This window comes from Gemmatimonadaceae bacterium, from assembly GCA_035606695.1.
Classification (GTDB): Bacteria; Gemmatimonadota; Gemmatimonadetes; order Gemmatimonadales; family Gemmatimonadaceae; genus JAQBQB01.
On record DATNEW010000043.1, the window covers coordinates 77166 to 96432 of the forward strand.

Sequence of the window (19267 nt, forward strand, 5' to 3'; positions counted from 1 at the left end):
ATTCCGAGCGAAGGTGCGACGCGCCGCAGCGAGGAACACTCTCATAACAATGGCAACTCAAGTCACTCTGATTCCCGGCGACGGTATCGGTCCGTCGATCAGCAACGCCACCGTGCGGATTCTCGACGCGGCCGGCGCCGACATCGAGTGGGACACACAGGTCGCGGGCATGGCCGGCGTCGCGCGCTACGGCGACCCGATTCCCGACGCGACCCTCGATTCGATCAAGCGGACGAAGCTCGCGCTCAAGGGACCGCTCGAGACACCGGTGGGCGAAGGCTACCGCTCGATCAACGTGGCGCTGCGGAAGACGTTCGATCTCTATGCCAACGTGCGGCCTGCCTACAGCATCATCCCCGGCGGGCGATACACCGATCTCGATCTCGTGATGATTCGCGAGAACACCGAAGGCTTGTACGTCGGCGTGGAGCACTACATCCGCGTCGGAGACGACCCGCGCGCGGCGGCGGAGTCCATCGCGATCATCACGCGGCAGGGATCCGAGCGGATCGTGCGCTACGCGTTCGAGTACGCGGTGAAACACCATCGCAAAAAAGTGACGCTCGTCCACAAGGCGAACATTCTCAAATACTCACAGGGCCTGTTCCTGGACACGGGCCGCATGGTCGCGCGCGATTATCAGGGCACGATCGAGTTCGAGGAGCGCATCGTCGACGCGATGTCGATGAACCTCGTGCTGCATCCGGAGCGCTTCGACGTCATCGTCACGACGAATCTGTTCGGCGACATCCTGTCGGATCAGATCTCGGGGCTCGTCGGCGGACTCGGCCTGGCGCCGGGCGCGAACATCGGCGCGAACGGCGCGATCTTCGAGGCCGTCCACGGCACGGCACCGGACATCGCGGGGAAAGGCATTGCCAACCCGGGCGCCGTCATTCTTGCCGCGTGCATGATGCTCGACCACATCGGCCAGTCGGAGCGCGCGAAGCGCATTCGCACCGCGCTCGAGACGACCATCCGCGACGGCAAGACGGTGACGCGGGATCTCGGCGGCACGGCGTCGACCGACGAATTCACGAACGCGATCGTCGCCAAGCTGTGAACGCGCCGAGACCGTGACGCAGACGACGCTGTTTCACTGCTCCGATCTGCACTTCGGCCACCCCGCGGTGCCCGAGCAGTACGAGGCGATCGAAGCGCTGATCCAGACGCGACACTACGACGTCGTGGCCATCTCGGGCGACGTGTCGCAGCGCGCGCGCGCGGGCGAGTTCCAACGCGCGCGCGAGTTCATCCGGCAGGCGGACAAGGTCAGCCACACGATCATCGTCCCCGGCAATCATGACGTGGCGTGGTGGTACGCCCCGCTGGGCTTCGGCGATGCGGACAAGATGTACGCCAAATATCGCGCGTACATCAGCAAGGATCTTGAGCCGGTGCTGCGCGTCGCGGGCGCGACCTTCGTCGGCTTGAATACCTCGCAGGGCGTAATTCGCCAGACGCTGACGTGGAACGTGCGCGACATCTCCATCATCGGGCATCTGACGCGCGCCCAGATCGAGCGGGCCCGGGCGGAGTTCGAGCATTCGCGGACGGGTGACGCGCGGATCATCGTCATGCACCACAATCCGGTGAAAGGCGAGCTTTCCCAGCGCCACGGATTAAAGAATACTCAACGCACGCTGGGCGCGTTCGCCGAAATGGGTGTTGACCTGGTGCTCTGCGGGCACGATCATCAGGAGGCGGTACACTACATCGAGCACACGCGGCGCGGCACGATCATCTCCACCTCGGGAACGATCAGCAATCGGTCGCGGGGTGGACGCCCGGGATCGGTGAACAGCATTCGCATCACCGAGACGGACATCGAGGTGTCGACGCTGGTGTGGTCGGACGAGGCGCGTGACTTCGTGGCGGGTCCAACGAAATGTTTCGCTCGCTGAAGGGACTGCAGGTTCCGAAAGGTCTCAAGGGCGCGGCCGCTTGGTTCGGGCGCGGCCGCGTGCCGTCGCCGCAGCTCTCGCTCGAGCTCGAGCCGCCGCCACCCGCACCGCGCGACGGCGACGAGCTGCTCGCGCGCTTGCGTGCCCTCGGTCTGAGACGCATCACGCACTGCCGCCTGACGCGCAACCGCAACGTGATGGTGAGCTTTCGCGGTCCGCAGCTGCGCGTCCACGTCGGCTATCTCGACGCGCCGGTCGAGATTCATCAGGCGATCGTTGCATTCATCGAGGGGCGCACACGCGACGAACGTCGCGCGGCGCAGAACGCGATCGTATCGCACAAGATCGCGACACCTGCCGACGCTCGCGGCCCGGCGCGCCGTGAGCGCACGCGGCCGGAAGACGAGCCGTTCGCGGCGAGACTCGCCGAATGGCACGCTCGCTACAACGCCGACCACTTCGCGGGCGTGCTCAAGGTCGTGCCCGTTCGCGTCTCTCGCCGGATGAAGAGCCGGCTCGGCCACTACACCGCGGCCACGCCGAGCGCGTGCGCCGAGATCGCGATCAGCTACCGGCATCTGCGGCGGCACGGATGGGACGAGGCGCTCGCCACGCTGCTGCACGAGATGGTGCATCAGTGGCAGGACGAAACCGGCCTGCCGCTGGATCACGGTCCGAAGTTTCGCGCCAAGGCACGTGAAGTGGGCATCGCGCCGGCCGCAAAACGCGGCGTTACGAGAAGCGTTCGCGGAGTCGACTAGATTCAACGTCACCGTTTCCTGGTTTCCTGACGCCGACTCATGCTCGACTTCTATAACATCGATTCACAGCTCTCCGAAGAAGAGCGCGCCGTGCGCGACAGCGTGCGCCGATTCGTCGACGACCGCGTCCTGCCGATCATCGGCAAATGCTACGTCGACGGGCGCATGCCCAAAGAGCTCGTGCCCGAGATGGCGTCGCTCGGCGTGTTCGGCGCGAATCTGCCAGAGGAATACGGCTGCGCGGGCCTGAACAACGTCGCGTACGGACTGATCATGCAGGAGCTCGAGCGCGGCGATTCCGGCATTCGCTCGTTCGCGTCGGTGCAGGGCGCCCTCGCGATGTATCCGATCTTCGCGTTCGGCAGCGAAGATCAGAAGAAGAATTATCTGCCGCGCATGGCGGCCGGCGAAGTGATCGGCTGCTTCGGGTTGACCGAGCCGGATTACGGATCGAATCCGTCGGGCATGATCACCATGGCGCGCGAGCAGAAGGACGGCACGTGGCTGCTCAACGGCGCGAAGATGTGGATCACCAACGGCTCGACGGCGCAGATCGCGGTGGTGTGGGCGAAGACGAACGGCGACGCGAGCGACACGTCGATTCGCGGGTTCATCGTGCCGACTTCAGCCAAGGGCTTCCAGGCGAAGGACCAGAAGGGAAAGCTCTCGCTCCGCGCCAGCGACACGAGTGAGCTCGTCTTTCAAGATGTGGAATTGCCGCCGGAAGCATTACTGCCGAAATCGGGCGGCCTCAAGAGTCCGTTGATGTGTCTGACGCAAGCGCGCTACGGCATCTCGTGGGGCGCGATCGGCGCCGCGATGGCGTGCTTCGAGGAAGCGCTCGAATACTCGAAGAATCGCGTGATGTTCGACCGGCCGATCGGTGGATTCCAGATTCAACAGACGCGACTTGCCGACATGCTCACCGAGATCGTGAAGGCGCAGCTCGTATCGCTCCACCTCGGCCGCCTGAAGGACGCCGGCACGATGTCACCGCAGCAGGTGTCGCTGGCCAAGCGCAACAACGTCAGCATGGCCACTGACATCGCCCGCGAGGCCCGCCGGCTGCTTGGCGCGAATGGCATCCTGGCCGAATACGCGTCCATGCGCCACATGGCGAATCTGGAAAGCGTCTATACCTACGAAGGCACGCACGACGTCCATTCGCTCGTGCTCGGCCAGGCGCTCACGGGGCTCAACGCGTTCAAGTAGGCTCGAGTAGACTCGAGTCGGCTGGCGCGGGCCGCTCCAACGGGCCTCGCCGGCTCAAGTGGATGCGCACTCTTGCCGAGAATCGAGTAGACTGATACTGTACTAGTCACCCGATACAGTGAGACAGCTATGCGCCTCGCCAGAACTCTCGCCTTCGCCGCGCTTCTCGTCGCTCCGACCGTGCTGCGTGCGCAGGCCGCGGAGCAGGACAGCGTTCGTACCGCGCTCATTCAGATGAAATCCGATCTCCGCAATCTCGTCGTTGCGCAGGAGGCGTTCTTCGCCGACCACAGCGCCTACGCCGCGCAAATGGAGGGGCTCAAGTTCCAATCGACCGCGAACGTCTCGGTGTCGCTCACCGCGACGCAGAACAATGCGTGGGCGGCGGAAGCACGCAGCACGCTGCTGCCGAACGTGGTCTGCGGGATCTACATCAATCTGCCCGAGAAGTACCAGCCGAAAGTTTCCGTCGAAACGCACGCGGCCGAAGGCGAGCCGACGTGCGCGGACGTCTCGAAGAAGCCGTAATCGTCATCCGCTGTTACGGCTGTTACGGCTGTTGCGGCTGACATCCGTCACCTCGCTCGGCTAACTTCCGCCTGCATTCAACCCGAGCGAGGTTCGACGGTGAAAATCGCCGTCTGTATCAAGCGCACGCCGGATTCGGAGTCGCGCTTCAAAATCGCCCCGTCGTCGACGTCGATCGATGAAACGGGGCTGAAATTCGACATCGACGACTTCGCGAGCTACGCCGTCGAAGTCGCGCTGCAGCTCAACGAAAAACAGGGCCCGGGCGAGACGGTCATCGTCGCCGTCGGGCCTGACGTCGTGCAGGAGACGCTGCGCAAGGCGATGAGCATGGGCGCCGACCGCGCGATTCAGCTCAAGGCGGACAAGATCCCGTCCGACGGATTGGCGGTCGCCAAGGCGCTGGCCGCCGAGTTGAAGGACGGGGGCTACGATCTCGTGCTGTTCGGCAAGCATGCGTTCGACACGAGCGCCGGCGTCGTCGGCACGGCGACCGCGGAACTGCTCGGCATGCCGTGCGTGACCGCGGCGACGAAATTAGAAATCTCGAATGGCCGCGGGCTGGCGCGTCGTGAGCTCGAAGGCGCGGCCGAAATGGTCGAGTTCCCGCTGCCGGCCGCGGTGACGATCGATGAGGGCATCGCGCGGCCGCGCTATCCCTCGCTCAAGAACATCATGGCGGCGAAGAAAAAGCCGCTCGAGACGAAGCCGGCGCAGCTCGGCGACGTCCGCGTGACGGTCACCGGGATGGAGCTGCCTCCCGACCGGCCGCCGGGCCGCATCATCGGCGAAGGCGTCGCCGCCGTTCCCGAGTTGATTCGTTTGCTGCAGACGGAAGCCAAGGTTCTCTAACTTTTACCTGTCATCCTGAGCCGTAGCGACGCGAAGGCGAAGGATCTCTCGAATGTCAAACATTCTCGTTTTTGCTGAAACTCGCGCCAACGCCGTCCGCAAGCTCGCGCTCGAGGCGGTGACGGCCGCGCGCGCGCTGGCTGACGCGACCGGCGGCGGCGAAGTGCACGCCCTCGTTGCCGGAACGCCGGGCGTTGGCAGCGCCGCCGAGCAGCTGGGACAATTCGGCGCCGATGTCGTCGTGGTCGTCGAGCATGCAGGCTTCACCAACTTTGACCGCGAGGCGGTCGCGGCGACGATCGCCGCCCGGGCGAAGGCGGGGAGCTATCGCGCCGTCCTCCTTGGCTTCTCGGCGCAAGGACGCGACGTCGGCCCGCGCGTCGCCGCGAAGCTCGATGCACCGATCGTCTCCGACGTGACGAGCATCGGAGTGAACGGCGACGCGCTCACCGTCAAGCACCCCGCGTACGCCAATAAGGTTATTGTGACCTTGGAGGTCAACGCGCCGCTCGCGGTCGTTTCGATTCGCCCGAGCGCGATCACCGCGCAGCCGGCGGCACGGACGGCGAAGACGGAGACGATGCAACCGGCGTCCGACCCCGCGTCGTCGCGCATCGTCGTCAAAGAGATGGTCGAAGGCGGGAAGGGGAAGATCGACCTCGGCGAAGCGCCGGTGATCATCTCCGGCGGCCGCGGGCTCAAGGCGGCGGAGAACTTCAAGCTCGTCGAGGAACTCGCGGCGGCGTTCGGAAACGCCGCGGTCGGTGCGACGCGCGCCGTCACTGACGACGGCTGGCGCCCGCACAGCGATCAGATCGGTCAGACGGGCCGTCAGGTGAGCCCGCAGCTCTACGTCGCGGTGGGCATCTCGGGCGCGATTCAGCATCTGGCCGGCATGCGCACGTCGAAGACGATCGTCGCGATCAACAAGGACAAGGAAGCGCCGATCTTCAAGGTGGCGGACTACGGCATCGTGGGTGACGTGCTCGAGGTGGTGCCCGCGCTGACGCAGGCGGTGAAAGAGGCGAAGGCGAGCCACTGATGGGAGCGGTTCACGCGTCGAACGCGGTGTTCGCCTTCGTGTTGACGATCGGCGCGGGCTTCTTCGCGCTGAACGTGCAGCGGCTCATTCGCTACATGCGGCTGGGCTTCGCCGAAGATCGGACGAACGCGCCGCTCGTGCGGGCGAAAAACGTGCTGTCGATCGGCATCGCGCAGACGAAGATCTTTCGCGATCCCGTCGCCGGCGCCATGCACGCCACGATCTTCTGGGGATTCATGGTGCTGACGGCCGGCACCGTAGAAATACTCATTCAAGGAGTATTCCCCCAGTTCTCATATGATCTGTTTCTGTGGCACCCGCTGTATCAGTTGTACGCGCTGTCGCAGGACGGGTTCGCGCTGCTGGTGCTCGGCGCCATCGGCTTCGCGTATTATCGCCGCCTCGTGGTGCACCCGCGCCGGCTGGAGGGGGACAAGCTGGAGCACACCGACGCCCTGATCATTCTCGGAATGATCGGCGGCTTGATGGTGACGCTGCTGCTGATGAACGCGTTCCAGTACCACGTCGATCCCGCGACCGTCGGCCCCGAGAAGTTTGTCTCTCGTGCCCTCGCGTATGCCGTCACGCCGATCGCCCAACATCCAACGTCCATCGCCCAGCTCTTCTTCTGGGCGCACGCGCTGCTGATTCTCATCTTCCTCAACTACCTCCCGTACTCGAAGCATCTGCACGTGGTGACGTCGCTCATCAACGTCTACCTGTCGAATACGAGCGGGCCGGGTCAGAAGGGCGTGATGCGCCCGATGGACCTCGAGGCCGAAGTGGAGCAGTTCGGCGCATCGGATGTCGAGCACCTGAGCTGGAAGAATCTTCTCGACGGCTATTCGTGCACCGAATGCGGCCGCTGCACCGCCGCGTGTCCGGCGAACATCACCGGCAAGGAGCTGAGTCCGCGAAAGATCGTCATCAACACGCGGCAACGGTTGATGGAGAAGGCGCCGGTCGTCACCGGCGATCGCATGGAATTCTTGCATCCGGCGCTCCTGCACGGCGAAGGCGGCGATGCGGGCGCGGTCACTATCGAGCAGGTCGCGGAGCACCGCCTGCTCGACACCTACATCAGCGACACGGAGCTGTGGCAGTGCACCAGCTGCCGAGCGTGCGTACAGGAATGTCCAGTGTCGATCGATCAGCTCGACATCATCAACCAGATGCGCCGCTATCTGGTGTTGTCGGAGTCGCGTTTCCCTGAAGAGGTCCAGCCGGCATTCGAGTCGCTCGAGCGGAACGGCTCGCCGTGGGCGTTCAGTCCTTCGGACCGCGCCAAGTGGGCCGAGGGAATGGACATTCCGACGATGGCCGAAGTCGTGGAGCGCGGCGAGCGGCCCGACATTCTGTTCTGGGTCGGGTGCATGGGATCGTTCGACGATCGCGCGAAGAAGATCACCGTGGCCTTCGCGCGCATCCTCAAGGCGTGCAACATCAACTTCGCGATTCTCGGGCAGGAAGAACACTGTCACGGCGATCCCGCGCGACGCATGGGCAACGAGTATCTCTATCAGATGCTCGCCAAGGACACCATCGGCACGCTCGACCGTTACGAGGTGAAGACGATCGTCACGAGCTGTCCACACTGCTTCCATCAGATAGGCAACGAGTTCCCACAGCTCGGCGGCAACTACGAGGTCATTCACCACTCGACGTTCATCGAGCGCCTGTTGCAGGAGCAGCGCGTGCCGCTCGAGAGCGACGAAGGGAAGCGCCTCACCGTGGCGTACCACGATTCCTGCTACCTCGGCCGTTACAACGACGTGTACGATGCGCCGCGCGAGACGCTCAAACGCGCGCTGCCCGTGGTGAATCTCGTCGAGCCGAAGCGGACGAAGGATCGCGGCCTGTGCTGCGGCGCGGGCGGTGGGCGCATGTTCATGGAAGAGCGTCAGGGCAAGCGGATCAACATCGAGCGCACCGAGGAACTGCTCGCGACGGGCGCCGACACCATCGCCGTGGCGTGTCCGTTCTGCATGACGATGATCAACGACGGCGTGAAGGCGGTGCAGTCGGACGTGCCGGTGCTCGATATTGCCGAGGTGGTGGCGGGGCAACTAAGGTAGTCATCCCGAGCGAGCGTGAGCGAGTCGAGGGATCCCCGTCTCAGCAGAGGTGTGTGTGACTCCTCCGTCCGGAAGGGGGTCCTTCGACCCCGGCGCTGCGCGCCTTCGTTCAGGATGACAAGCCCTATTGGTGCACGATCTCGAACACGACGATCTGCTGCCGGATCGTGCCCTCGACGAACGGCACCGTCCGCCGCGATCGCAACACGAGTCCGTTCGTTGGCAACGCGTCTAGAAACGCCTCGCGTCCCACGCGACCCGGATCCGCCAGCACCGCCATCCCGTTCGGCGCGAGCGCCTTCGCGATGACGGCCGCCACCAATCCGCCGTACGGCCGCTCGTACAACACGTCGGACGCGATCACCACGTCGAACGTCGGCAAATCCGGCGGCAGCGCGCGCCAGTCGAGCATCATTCCGCGTATGGATGGCCCGCCGTTGCGCCACGCATTCACGCGGGCGAAGCGCGCCGCATCCTCGTAGTAGTCCGACGCGACGACGTTGAATCCGGCTAATGCGGCCGACGTGGCGACGAGCCCCGAGCCGCATCCCAGCTCGAGCAGCGATCGGCCGTCGCCGCTCATCTCGAGCACGAGCGCCGCCAGGATTCGCGCCGACGGCCACAGCTCCGCCCAATACGGCAAACGCTCGTCCCGCTCGAAGTCGCGTTCATCGATCAGATCCTCCGCGCTGGCCGGATGCAGGATCGACAACGTCCGCGTACCGACGTCGACAGCCGTCTGCACGGCACGAAATCGCCGACGCAACGAATCGTCCAGCGCCTCGAGCTCGGCGTCGGCGCGCGCGCGGCGCTCGCTCACTCTACTCAGATGTCGAACGTAGCCGACGATCCTGCCTCGGCGAGCGACAGCGCGTGGAGCGTCTCACCGGCGCGTACGATTGGCCGGTCGTGCGGCACCACGAGCAACGCATTCGCACGCGCCATCGACGTCAATAAGCCCGAGCCCTGCGGTCCCGTCAGCGAAGCCCACGCGCCATCCGGCTCCCACGTCACGATGCCCCGCATGAAGTGCGTGAGCGCCGCGGCGATGGTGATGTCTTCACGGGCGCGGACGTCGATCGGCCGGCGGAAGATCAGCGTTTCGCCGCGCTGCTTCCGAACGAGTGGATTACCGAACAGCTCGAACGTGACCATCGACGAGACCGGATTGCCGGGCAGCCCGAGCCATGGCATGCCGTGCAGCATCCCGAACCCGAGGGGCGCGCCAGGCCGCATGCGAATGCGCCACAAATGCAGCTCGGCGCCGAGCGACGCGAGCACGTCTTTAGTAAAGTCAAATGCACCGACGGACACGCCGCCGGTCGTGACGAGCAAATCGCAACCGCGCGCGGCGGTGACGCGTTCGACGTACGCCTCAGGATCATCCGGCACGATGCCGAGGTCGACGACCTCGCCGCCGGCCTCGAGCACGGCCGCCGAGATGGTGTAGCTGTTCGAGGAGACGATTCGTTCTCCGCGGCGGACGGCACCGAATCCGTCGACGTCCACGAGCTCGTCCCCCGACGCGAGCACCGCGACGCGCGGGACACGATGCACGAGCGGCGCCGCACACCCGACCGACGCCAGCACGCCAAGTTGCGCCGCGCCGATCATGGTGCCCTTCGGCACCGCGACGACGCCGGGGCGCAAATCCTCGCCGCGCGGACGCACGTTGCGGCCCGAGTCGCGCGTGTCGCGAATCTCGACATATGTGTCGCCGCCATCTGTGTCTTCGACACGTATGACCGTGTCGGCTCCGTCGGGAACCGGCGCGCCCGTCATCACACGAATTGCGGTGCGCGGTTCGACGGAACGCGTTGGTCGCTGGCCGGCGCGCACCGTCTCGACCACTTCCATCCGAACCGGCGACGAACCCGTGGCCGACGCGACGTCTTCGGCGCGCACCGCGTAGCCGTCCATCGACGAATTGTTCCAGGGCGGATGCTCGATCGGCGAGATCACGTCTTCGGCGAGCACGCGACGGTGCGATTGGCGCAACGGCACGCGTTCGGCGCCGAGTGGCCGAATGGGCGCGAGAATTCGCGCGCTGGCTTCCTCGACGCTGTACGCCACTAGCGCAGACGCATGCCGGCGAGACGTTCGGCGACGAGATCCTGCACGCGTTCGATGGTGCGGTTCGGCACGGTGAAGTTGTTCGAGAGAAAGCTGAAGATGAGCAAATGCCCATCCGCCGTCGTGACGTATCCGCTGAGTGACCGCGACTGGGCGACGGTGCCGGTCTTCGCATGCACATTGTTTTCCGCGGGCGTGCCTTTCATACGGCTGCGGATGGTGCCGTCGACGCCGGCGATCGGCAGTGCATCATAGAACACTTTGAACGTCGGCGCGCGGCGCATCGCGTCGAGGATGCGGACGAGCGTTCGCGGCGTCACGTAGTCGTAACGAGAGAGGCCGCTGCCGTCGCGCACGATCGCTTCCGATGCCGGTGCGCCCCACGCGCCGATCTGCGCACGAACGGCCGCGGCCGCGCTGTCGGTGCGCCCCGCGCCGAACCGCTCGAGCGCGATCGTCCGGAACAGCATCTCGGCGATCTGATTCTGGGACGGTTTGAGGCACGCCTCGAGAATCTCGCTCAACGGCGGCGATGAGAGGGTTGCGAGCGTCTCGATGCGCGCGAGCGTATCGGTCGCGCCGTCGTCGATCGTGATGCCTCGATCGCGCAGCGCTTCGCGGAAGGCCGCGACGTATGCCCGGCCGGGATCGTGATGCGTGACCTCGAGAACAGCGGTGTCTCGCGCGGGGATCTGTCCTGTGAGAACCTCATCCCAGGTCGTGCTGTCCTTGCGGGCCGACAGCATGCGACTGCGCGCCCGGGCGCTGTCGCGAACCGGCGCGGCGGCCGTGTGGACATCCGCGCGCAAAGCCGGAACACTGCGCGCGGGACGCATCTCGACGTGCGCCGGATCACCCTCATGGTCGGCGCCGCGGACGTGGATCTCGCTGAAGCCTTCGTTGAACAGCAGCTCGTCGATCGGCGCCGAGTAGGAATCCTCGAAATCGTCGTAGGTCCAGCCGTACCCGAAGACTTCGCCGGGAAAGGCGTCGCCGTACGGGAGCACGTGGCCGGCGATGCGACGGATACCTCGCGCCGCGAGTGAATCGGCGATGAGGCGCAGTGGTTTCATCGCGTCGCCCATCATGTGGTCGCTGACGCTGGGGTCGCCGCGGCCAACGACGAGGAGATCCCCGTCGAGCGTGCCGCCGTTGACGGGGCCGCGCGCGGCGAAGCTGGTGCGATACCGATAGTCGGGCCCGAGCTGCGTGAGGATCGTGGACGTCGTCAGCAGTTTCATGTTCGACGCCGGCATGAACAGCTTGCCGGCGTTGCGCGCGTACAGCGTGTCGCCGCGCTCTGGGTCGACGATGAGTATTCCTAAATGAGCGTTTGCGAAATCCGGCCCGTCGGCCATGGAATCGATGAACGCGCGAAGCGCTTCATGGCTGCCGGCGCTGATGCGCGGGCTCGGGGCCGCCGCCGCATGCGTGCAGGCGCCCGCGACGCCCGCGGCGAGCGTGACGAGCAGTGTCGTGAACGAGCGAAACCAGCGAGACGAGCGTACGCGGGACATCCGTTCTCCGGTGATCGTGCGCGGAGAAGGATAAGCCGAAGCCCTTACTCGCCGCGAGCCATCCGCTCGGCGGCCGCGAGATCGTCCGCCGTATTGACGTTGAAGAAGAGGCGGGCGGGATCGCCGTATTTCGCGACGACTGCCAGCGGGATCGTCACCAGGCGGGGCAATCGCTCGAGGAGCGCACCGAGCCGATACTCGCCGCGCTGAAGTGCGTCCGCCGCGAGGGAGCGAGTCTCGCGAGCGTACCATGCGCACATCGGCTCGGGACCGCGCGGGCCCATTGGTACGACGGCGGTCGCGCCCTCGGAGCGCTCGACGATCAACTTCATCAATGCCGGGTCGACGAACGGCATGTCCCACGCAACGATGAGGACGTCGTCGTGCGTCGCGGCAAGCGCACTGTGAATGCCGATGAGGCTGCCGCGCTCCGAGGCGTTGTCACGAATCACACGCACGCCGGGAAGCCACGACTCCGCGTGTGGCGCGTTCGCGCTGAGGATGATCGACGGGGTTACCGCATGGAGCGCTGCGGCGACGCGATCGATGATGCGCACGCCGCCGACGGTCCGCAGTCCTTTCGGTTCGCCGCCGAAGCGGCTGTTTGCCCCACCAGCGACGATCGCGCCGATCAGGCGCGCAGTCCTCGCTGTTGCGCGGCTTCGTCCAGGCCGGCGGTGAGCGCGCGCTCCACGAGCAGCGCGTTCGCCGGAGCGCCGCGGCGTTCCTTGAGATAGCGGCCGCACGAGTTACAGATCGCGAGCTCGTAGCCGAGTTGCGGCGACGGCACGCGAGCAAGCGTCGGTGCGCTGTCGGCGCCGCAGCTCAAGCAGCCGCGCCGGTCGGTGCGCCACATCGTGTCGCAGCGCCAGCAGACGAGCGTACGACGGCGATCGGTCGACAGCGCGAGATCGGGCGACGCACCGCAGCACGGACACTGCGCCCGCTTCCAGTTCGCCAGGGAGAATCCGTCGACGATCTGGTCGGACGCGCGCGCGAGGACCGCATTGCCGACGATCGCCGCGACTTGTCTCGCGAGCTTGAGATGCGAAGAGCGGGGCATCGAGTCGCCGTTCGCCCAACTCAGCACGTGCGCGGTCGGATCGACCGACGCTTTTTGCAGCGCGTTCGCTTGCGGCGTCGACGCGACGCCGATGTGTTCGAGCGCGCTCGCCGTGCGTTGAAACGCGCGAGTCAGATCTCCCGCGTCGCGCAACACGTCGCCGCTGTCGAACGCCGCGCGGCCGGCGCGAATGCGCGCGCGTGCGGCGTCGACGTCGAGATGCGACGCACCGCGCGCACGAAGCGACGTGTGCAGCGTGACGATCGGTTGAAACTGTTCCGCCAGCGTCTTGCTTGCGGCGGTGGGACGACGGGTGGTGGTATGCGGCGACACGACAGGCTCCTCTCCCGCAAGGAAGAACGAAACCCCGTCGAGGTCACGACTCCGTTGTGATGTTGGTCAGATGTTGCTCATTCACGTCGGTACGATGCGCTCAATGTCGCATCTTCGGCCACAATGACCTCTTCGACGCGCGCCGCATTCCCCAGCGCCGTTTGTATACGGTCGAAAATGAAACGCGCGAGCTCCTCGCCCGTCGGAATGAGTTTCCCGTCGGCGAACTCGGGTACGTCGAGATTGATGTTGCGATGATCGAAGCGCGCGCGCACTTCGGTCGCGAGCACGCGGTCGAGCAGCCCGAGATCGACGATCATACCAGTTTTGTGATCGACCGGACCGCTCACCGTGACGTCGCACGTATAGCTGTGTCCGTGAAAACTTTCGCGCGCGCACAGACCAAAGGTCTGTTCGTTCTGCTGGTCCGACCAATCAGGCCGGCGATACCGATGCGCAGCGGCGAACGTGATGCGGCGGGTGAGCAATGAAGGCATTTGCGATGGGCGGTGGGCGATGGTGTTGGGCGTAAAAACTAAAAGGCGACGGGAGTTTCCGTCGCCTTTTGCCGTTTCGCCCATCGCCCAACTCCCAGCGCCCATCGCTAGTGGTCTTCCCCCGTCTCGGCCCGATCGTTCATGATCCCTTCCTGCGTCGGACTCTCCGGCGGAATCCACGCCGTTCCGTCCGAAATCGCATGGCCGACGTCCGTCGTGCCGTAGAGCTCGTGATCGAGATCATCCTGGCGCGATTCGGCTTCGGGATTGATCGGTACCGGACGGTCGCCCAGGAGCAACCCTTCGCGGCGATCGTCGTCGACCAGGTGTTCATCGATCGCTTCAGGGCTCAGCGCGCGGCGGATCGGATCGACGAACAGATTGTTCTCGAACTCGCGCACGCCAATCAGGTCGGTCAGGATGTGCTCGGCGACGAGCCGCTCACCGTCTGTTCCGACGCGCCCGTCCAGACACACGACGCCGTCCGTCACCGAGACGACGATCTCGTCGATGTCGACCATGTTGTTCTCGGCGAGCCGCTCGCGGACCAGCCCGCGCAGCTCGTCGTCGCTCAGATCGTCGATGTCGTCGATGTTCTCAAAGTCGCGTGCCATGAGTCACCCGTGGTTGACCCGGCGCGCCGACTCGCCGCTCGCGCTACGCCGCGCAGCTAGAACAAGTAGGACAAGCCGAGTGTGAAAGTCGGATTGTTCGTCCAGAACGACTTCGCCTGCGCCGTCGTCAACACGGCCGTGCCACCCGCCGGCGCCGTGAAAAACGTCTGCGGATACGCGAGCGTGTACAGCCGATCCTTGATGTCGCCGCGAATCTGCCAGCGTCGTCCACCGCCCGGCACATACCGGAGCCCGGCAGCCATGTTGAATGCAAAGCGGGTGCCGAACCTGAACCCGCCAGAATCCGACGCTGTCCGCAAGTCGCTGATGAAACCGATCCCGCTCGCGATCTCGGGAACGAAGCTGTGCCAGCTCTTGCTGCCCGTGAGGCTCAGTCCGAGATCGAAGTCCGCGCTGTAGAGGGGACGGCTGGCCGTGCCGACGAATCGTGTGGCCGGCGGCGCGAACGGATTGATCATGTCGCGATCGGAGTTGATCCGCGCCACCTCGGCCACCAGATGCGCCGGCCCACCCGCGCGCCACTCGTAATGCACGCCGAAGATCGGGCCACTCTGCGGCCCGACCCCGACTGGATCACGGTGCGCGTGATACTGCCCGCCGAAGATCGTGAGCTCCTGCGATTGCTCCAGGTCCACGTACGGGCTTCGCGTCGGCGGATAGCCGACCTGGCCACCGCCTGTCTGCGCGGCGGCGTTCGTGAATCCACCGACAACGAGTCCAACGACCATCGACGCCAGGCGTCTGTTCACGCGCGTGCTCCCCGTCCCAGGTTTCGCAAGTCTACCCCGGTCATCTCCGCAGGTTGCTCGAGGCCGAGCATCGACAGAATGGTGGGGCCGACGTCGCAGAGTGCACCGCCCGAGCGAAGGGGCCGTGCAGACGACTCCGTCGAATCTATCAGGATGAACGGCACCGGATTGCTGGTGTGAGCGGTGTGCGGCCCACCCGTTTCCGGGTCGATCATCATCTCGCAGTTGCCGTGGTCCGCCGTCACGAGCAGACGAGCGCCGACTCGTTCGGCGGACTTCATCACGCGCGCCAGACATTGGTCCACCGTCTCGACGGCAGTGATCACGGCGGGCATCACACCCGTGTGTCCGACCATGTCGGCGTTGGCGTAGTTGCACAGAATGAAGTCGTGCTCGCGCTTTTCGATGGCGCCGCACAAGACGTCCGTAATGCCCGCGGCGCTCATCTCCGGCTTCAGGTCGTACGTCGCGACCTTCTGGCTCGGCACCAGCTCGCGATCCTCGCAGGGGAACGGCGTCTCGATGCCTCCGTTGAAGAAGTACGTGACGTGCGCGTACTTCTCCGTCTCCGCCGTGCGCAGATTTCGCATGCCCGCCTTCGACACGACCTCGCCGACGATGTTCACCATCGACTGCGGCGGAAACGCGACGGGCAGATCGAACGTCCGATCGTAGGTGGTCATCGTAACCACATCGAGCGTCGGCCGGCTGCTCACGTCGAAGCCGTCGAAGTCCGGCTGCGTGAGCGCCCGCACGATCTGCCGCATGCGATCCGCGCGATAGTTGAAGCAGATGAGCGAATCGCCGTCGCGCATCGGCGCGACCGGCTTTCCGTCGCGCACGATCACGGTTGGCGTGATGAACTCGTCGGTCTCGTTGCGCTCGTATGCCGCTCTGATCACGTCCAGCGGATCCGTGCTTTCGGGCCCGACGCCATCGACCGCGGCGCGATACCACTTTTCGGTGCGATCCCACCGCTTGTCGCGATCCATGCCGAAATACCGCCCACCAAGGCTCGCGACGACCGCGCGATTCTCGGCGTACGCGAGCAGTTCGCGCATGTAGCCGAGACCGGAGCGCGGCATCGTGTCGCGGCCGTCCATGAGCGCGTGGATCGCGATGCGATGCACGCCGTGGTTCGCGCAGAGATCGATGAGCGCGAAGAGATGCCGGTCGAGCGCGTGCACGCCACCCGAGCCGATGAGCCCCATGATGTGCACGGTGCCGTTGTGCTTCGTGGCATGCGCGCACGCGTTGACGAACACCGGATTGTCGAAGAATCCACCGTTCTTGATCGACTCGCCGATCCGTACGAGGTCCTGCCTCACCACGCGACCGGCGCCGAGGTTGAGGTGTCCGACTTCGCTGTTGCCCATCTGTCCGGCGGGCAGTCCGACGGCGAGCCCCGATGCCTCGAGCAACGTCCGCGGATGATTCGCGACGAGCGCGTCCCATGTCGGCGTGTTCGCCAGCGCGATCGCATTCCCGTCGCGTTCCGCGCGGTAACCCCAACCATCCAGCACGATCAGAACTACGGGACTTTGGGGCACGTGTCGGGGCGGCGTGTCGGTGGTATGGTGGTGATGTGCTGGTCGAGAGCGGCAACGTCGGTGGTGCAGCGCGATTCCGGCGTGATCCGCGATACATCGCTGCGCACGCCGGAGGCGGAAATGTACATGTTCGGCAGCCCTCGAGTGCATCATCCGTCGCAGCCGAGCCTGGCGAACCGTGGCAGCCTCGGCAGGCCGGTCGTAAATTCCGTTGCGAACTGGATTTACGGGTCGTCTCGCAAGCACACCGCAAGCACACGCGCGAATAAATGTGCAGGCACATGACTGGTGCACTCGCGCGTCCCGCCGAATTACTCTGAATTACTCTCCGCCGCCCACATTTCCGCGATGTTCATCTCCCTCCGCCAACTCAACGGCCATTCGCCCGAGCACACCGCGGTGCTCGCCTCATGAGCCGCCTGGAGCGCATGGCGTGGACGACGTTGCTGGCGGCGGTCGCGGCGGTGCTGGGCATTGGCCCGTTCGTTCGCCCTGGTCAGGCAGCGCCGACCGCACCGTTCGCGGCGGTCGCGAACGAGGTCTCGCGACTGAGCGCCGGTCCTTCAGGCAATGCGTTCGGAACGAGCCGCGCCGTGCGCTTTCGTTTCGCGATGCCGGACGCCAGCGTCGAGTTTCCGCTCGAGGTGAGCGGCGACCCGGCGTCATTGACGTACGAGTGGGTTCCAGTCCGCGATACGACCACCGCCACCATTCCGCAGCCGGTGAACGGCTCGACATTCGTCACGCCGTCACAGCCCGGGTACTATCGCCTGGCGATCGTTCGCGGACTCGAGCGGCAGATCATCTCGCAGCCCACGCTCGCGGTGATGGTTCCGTTTCGCGAAAAGGTCGGCGGCGTGTTGAACGGCTATCACATCGGGACGTATCTGGCCGAGCGGTTCGGTCATCGCGACGAGCATCCGGCGGGATTCCTCGAGGTGAATCCGTCGGATCTGAGTCTCCGCGTCAGCACGCATTTGCGGCTTGGCGACTTCGTCACGCACGACAACCAGGCGAACGTGTGGCCCAAGTACGTCGCGCTGAGCCCGCGCCTGCTTGATAAGCTGGAGCTCGTCCTGGCGAAGGTGGGTGGCCGTGCCGCCATGACGGCGGTCGATGAGGCAGACGCGCCCGACGACCAAGGCCCATTGCCGAACGATGTGGCATTTGACGTGCACAGCGGTTTCCGTACGCCCGCGCATAATCACGGCGTATGGCGTGCGGCGCGCGACAGCCGGCATCAGTATGGCGATGCTGCTGACGTCGCGATCGACGCCGATGGTGATGGACGCGTGACATTGCGTGACGAAGTGTTGGTGGCGCGCGCCGTCGAGCAGGTGGAGCGCGAGCATCCCGATCTCGTGGGTGGGCTTGGGTTGTACACGAGCCGGCACTACCGTACGCCGTACGTGCACATCGATGCACGCGGGAAGCGATCGCGTTGGACGGGATGATTTTCGCGGCGGCATTCCGAGCGTAGGTGCGAAGCGCCGAAGCGAGGAACAATTAACGGGCGACTGACCGAATGAACGACCATCTGCGCGACCGCATTCTCAGAAAGCTGGAGACATTGTCGGACGAGCGCGGATACCAGGTGCTCGACTACGTGGAGTTCCTCGAGTCGCGCTACGCCGAGCGCCCGGCGCCGAACGCCAGCGCGTTCACGCGATTCACCGAGACGATCGAAGATCGTCTGCGCGCCGGAAAAGTCTCGGCCAGCGCGATCGCCGAGACCGTTGGATTTTTGAATCGCGCCGCCACCGCGCTCAATAGCGCCGTGGAAACCGGCAAGAACATGGCGAACGATCTGGTGAACACCGCGCGTACGACGGCGGAGCAGCGGTTCTCAGGACCGCCGCCCTCGACGCCGGACAATGCGTCATCGCCAGCACACGAAACCAAGGATCCAGGCGGATCGGGAGAGAAGCTCTGATGGCCACTCGCGCACGCGCTGGCACCGCACGCGCTGGCACACGCGCATCCGGCGCTCGCCGCGGTTCGGCCGAGAGTCCGGCGGTCGGCACGCCGCGCACGGGCGCCAAGCGCACGGTGATGTATTACATCCGGCAGCTCCCGCAGTATGTGCGCTTGTTGGCGGGCCTCGCGCGCGATCCGCGTGTGTCGATGGTCGACAAGATGATCGTGCTTGGCGCGATCGCGTACATCGTGATGCCGATCGACCTCATTCCCGATTTCATTCCGTTCTTCGGCGAGATCGACGACGTGTACATTCTCGTGCTCGCGCTGCAGCGCCTGATCGCGAACGCCGGACGACCCGTGCTGTTGGATCACTGGACCGGCGAAGCGTCGGATCTGGCCGACCTGAATCTCCGCGGCGTGCTCGCGGCGGCCGCGTTCTTCTTGCCCAAGCGCATTCGCCGGCGCCTCAAGATGATCGGGCGGTGAGCCTCGTGGGCGTCACCTAGACTTGCCCGGGTCGCGCGCCTACCTTTCGCCATGGCGACCAGAACTCACC

Annotated in this window: 21 protein-coding genes; 11 read left to right on the top strand and 10 right to left on the bottom strand. The window is 65.3% G+C overall.

Annotated features, from left to right (window positions below; translation table 11 throughout):
• Nucleotides 1–49: 49 nt before the first annotated feature.
• The 8 genes from VN706_23050 (at nt 50) to VN706_23085 (ending at nt 8374) form a co-directional block, all read left to right on the top strand.
• Nucleotides 50–1063, top strand: coding sequence for an isocitrate/isopropylmalate family dehydrogenase (locus VN706_23050; GenBank protein ID HXT18524.1), 1014 nt, complete (start codon nt 50–52; stop codon nt 1061–1063).
• Nucleotides 1064–1076: 13 nt separating this feature from the next.
• Nucleotides 1077–1904 carry a metallophosphoesterase gene (locus VN706_23055; protein HXT18525.1) on the top strand — a complete coding sequence of 276 codons (828 nt, stop codon included), beginning with the start codon at nt 1077–1079 and terminating at the stop codon, nt 1902–1904.
• Nucleotides 1889–2665, top strand: coding sequence for a SprT-like domain-containing protein (locus VN706_23060; GenBank protein HXT18526.1), 777 nt, complete (start codon nt 1889–1891; stop codon nt 2663–2665). The genes VN706_23055 and VN706_23060 overlap by 16 nt, the downstream gene beginning before the upstream one ends.
• A 39-nt stretch (nt 2666–2704) precedes the next feature.
• Complete coding sequence (locus VN706_23065; protein HXT18527.1) at nt 2705–3877, top strand: acyl-CoA dehydrogenase family protein; 1173 nt, start codon at nt 2705–2707, stop codon at nt 3875–3877.
• Nucleotides 3878–4006: 129 nt separating this feature from the next.
• Nucleotides 4007–4405: a hypothetical protein gene (locus VN706_23070; protein HXT18528.1), complete on the top strand. Its 399-nt coding sequence runs from the start codon at nt 4007–4009 to the stop codon at nt 4403–4405.
• Nucleotides 4406–4504: 99 nt separating this feature from the next.
• Nucleotides 4505–5257: an electron transfer flavoprotein subunit beta/FixA family protein gene (locus VN706_23075; protein ID HXT18529.1), complete on the top strand. Its 753-nt coding sequence runs from the start codon at nt 4505–4507 to the stop codon at nt 5255–5257.
• A 52-nt stretch (nt 5258–5309) separates the two neighbouring features.
• Complete coding sequence (locus VN706_23080; GenBank protein ID HXT18530.1) at nt 5310–6299, top strand: electron transfer flavoprotein subunit alpha/FixB family protein; 990 nt, start codon at nt 5310–5312, stop codon at nt 6297–6299.
• The gene (locus VN706_23085) at nt 6299–8374 is read left to right on the top strand and encodes a (Fe-S)-binding protein (protein HXT18531.1); all 2076 of its coding nucleotides are present in this window, start codon (nt 6299–6301) and stop codon (nt 8372–8374) included. Before VN706_23080 ends, VN706_23085 begins: the two co-directional genes overlap by 1 nt.
• Nucleotides 8375–8498: 124 nt before the next feature.
• Here the strand turns inward: VN706_23085 and VN706_23090 are convergent, their stop codons facing one another.
• The 10 genes from VN706_23090 to VN706_23135 form a co-directional block, all read right to left on the bottom strand.
• Complete coding sequence (locus VN706_23090) at nt 8499–9194, bottom strand: methyltransferase domain-containing protein (protein ID HXT18532.1); 696 nt, start codon at nt 9192–9194, stop codon at nt 8499–8501.
• A 5-nt stretch (nt 9195–9199) separates the two neighbouring features.
• A complete protein-coding gene (gene glp, locus VN706_23095) occupies nt 9200–10447 on the bottom strand; it encodes a gephyrin-like molybdotransferase Glp (GenBank protein ID HXT18533.1) in 1248 nt (415 codons plus the stop codon).
• Nucleotides 10447–11964: a D-alanyl-D-alanine carboxypeptidase/D-alanyl-D-alanine-endopeptidase gene (gene dacB, locus VN706_23100; protein ID HXT18534.1), complete on the bottom strand. Its 1518-nt coding sequence runs from the start codon at nt 11962–11964 to the stop codon at nt 10447–10449. Before dacB ends, glp begins: the two co-directional genes overlap by 1 nt.
• Before the next feature lie 44 nt (nt 11965–12008).
• On the bottom strand, nt 12009–12710 hold the full coding sequence (locus tag VN706_23105) for a molybdenum cofactor guanylyltransferase (protein HXT18535.1): 702 nt from the start codon (nt 12708–12710) through the stop codon (nt 12009–12011).
• A complete protein-coding gene (gene fdhE / locus VN706_23110; protein HXT18536.1) occupies nt 12596–13360 on the bottom strand; it encodes a formate dehydrogenase accessory protein FdhE in 765 nt (254 codons plus the stop codon). The genes VN706_23105 and fdhE overlap by 115 nt, the downstream gene beginning before the upstream one ends.
• 77 nt (nt 13361–13437) lie before the next feature.
• Entirely contained in the window at nt 13438–13857 is a 420-nt protein-coding gene (locus VN706_23115) for a 6-carboxytetrahydropterin synthase (GenBank protein ID HXT18537.1), read from the bottom strand.
• A 107-nt stretch (nt 13858–13964) separates the two neighbouring features.
• Nucleotides 13965–14471: a BON domain-containing protein gene (locus VN706_23120; protein HXT18538.1), complete on the bottom strand. Its 507-nt coding sequence runs from the start codon at nt 14469–14471 to the stop codon at nt 13965–13967.
• 56 nt (nt 14472–14527) lie between these two features.
• A complete protein-coding gene (locus tag VN706_23125) occupies nt 14528–15241 on the bottom strand; it encodes a hypothetical protein (GenBank protein ID HXT18539.1) in 714 nt (237 codons plus the stop codon).
• A complete protein-coding gene (gene gpmI, locus VN706_23130; GenBank protein ID HXT18540.1) occupies nt 15238–16791 on the bottom strand; it encodes a 2,3-bisphosphoglycerate-independent phosphoglycerate mutase in 1554 nt (517 codons plus the stop codon). The genes VN706_23125 and gpmI overlap by 4 nt, the downstream gene beginning before the upstream one ends.
• On the bottom strand, nt 16773–16919 hold the full coding sequence (locus tag VN706_23135) for a hypothetical protein (protein ID HXT18541.1): 147 nt from the start codon (nt 16917–16919) through the stop codon (nt 16773–16775). Before VN706_23135 ends, gpmI begins: the two co-directional genes overlap by 19 nt.
• 282 nt (nt 16920–17201) lie before the next feature.
• Between VN706_23135 and VN706_23140 the strand changes: the two genes are divergently transcribed.
• The 3 genes from VN706_23140 to VN706_23150 all read left to right on the top strand — a co-directional run bounded on the left by VN706_23140 (nt 17202) and on the right by VN706_23150 (nt 19197).
• Entirely contained in the window at nt 17202–18245 is a 1044-nt protein-coding gene (locus tag VN706_23140) for a hypothetical protein (GenBank protein ID HXT18542.1), read from the top strand.
• A 71-nt stretch (nt 18246–18316) separates the two neighbouring features.
• Nucleotides 18317–18724 (top strand): hypothetical protein, encoded by a 408-nt coding sequence (locus VN706_23145; GenBank protein HXT18543.1) that lies wholly within the window; start codon nt 18317–18319, stop codon nt 18722–18724.
• Nucleotides 18724–19197, top strand: coding sequence for a YkvA family protein (locus VN706_23150; GenBank protein HXT18544.1), 474 nt, complete (start codon nt 18724–18726; stop codon nt 19195–19197). The genes VN706_23145 and VN706_23150 overlap by 1 nt, the downstream gene beginning before the upstream one ends.
• The last annotated feature ends 70 nt before the right edge of the window (nt 19198–19267 follow it).

Excerpts from the sequence above, each read along its gene's own strand:
- VN706_23050 (HXT18524.1), top strand. The coding sequence starts at position 50 with ATGGCAACTCAAGTCACTCTGATTCCCGGCGACGGTATCGGTCCGTCG.
- VN706_23060 (HXT18526.1), top strand. The coding sequence starts at position 1,889 with ATGTTTCGCTCGCTGAAGGGACTGCAGGTTCCGAAAGGTCTCAAGGGC.
- VN706_23065 (HXT18527.1), top strand. The coding sequence starts at position 2,705 with ATGCTCGACTTCTATAACATCGATTCACAGCTCTCCGAAGAAGAGCGC.
- VN706_23070 (HXT18528.1), top strand. The coding sequence starts at position 4,007 with ATGCGCCTCGCCAGAACTCTCGCCTTCGCCGCGCTTCTCGTCGCTCCG.
- VN706_23080 (HXT18530.1), top strand. The coding sequence starts at position 5,310 with ATGTCAAACATTCTCGTTTTTGCTGAAACTCGCGCCAACGCCGTCCGC.
- VN706_23085 (HXT18531.1), top strand. The coding sequence starts at position 6,299 with ATGGGAGCGGTTCACGCGTCGAACGCGGTGTTCGCCTTCGTGTTGACG.
- dacB (HXT18534.1), bottom strand. The coding sequence starts at position 11,964 with ATGTCCCGCGTACGCTCGTCTCGCTGGTTTCGCTCGTTCACGACACTG.
- VN706_23115 (HXT18537.1), bottom strand. The coding sequence starts at position 13,857 with ATGCCTTCATTGCTCACCCGCCGCATCACGTTCGCCGCTGCGCATCGG.
- VN706_23120 (HXT18538.1), bottom strand. The coding sequence starts at position 14,471 with ATGGCACGCGACTTTGAGAACATCGACGACATCGACGATCTGAGCGAC.
- VN706_23135 (HXT18541.1), bottom strand. The coding sequence starts at position 16,919 with ATGTACATTTCCGCCTCCGGCGTGCGCAGCGATGTATCGCGGATCACG.
- VN706_23140 (HXT18542.1), top strand. The coding sequence starts at position 17,202 with ATGAGCCGCCTGGAGCGCATGGCGTGGACGACGTTGCTGGCGGCGGTC.
- VN706_23145 (HXT18543.1), top strand. The coding sequence starts at position 18,317 with ATGAACGACCATCTGCGCGACCGCATTCTCAGAAAGCTGGAGACATTG.
- VN706_23150 (HXT18544.1), top strand. The coding sequence starts at position 18,724 with ATGGCCACTCGCGCACGCGCTGGCACCGCACGCGCTGGCACACGCGCA.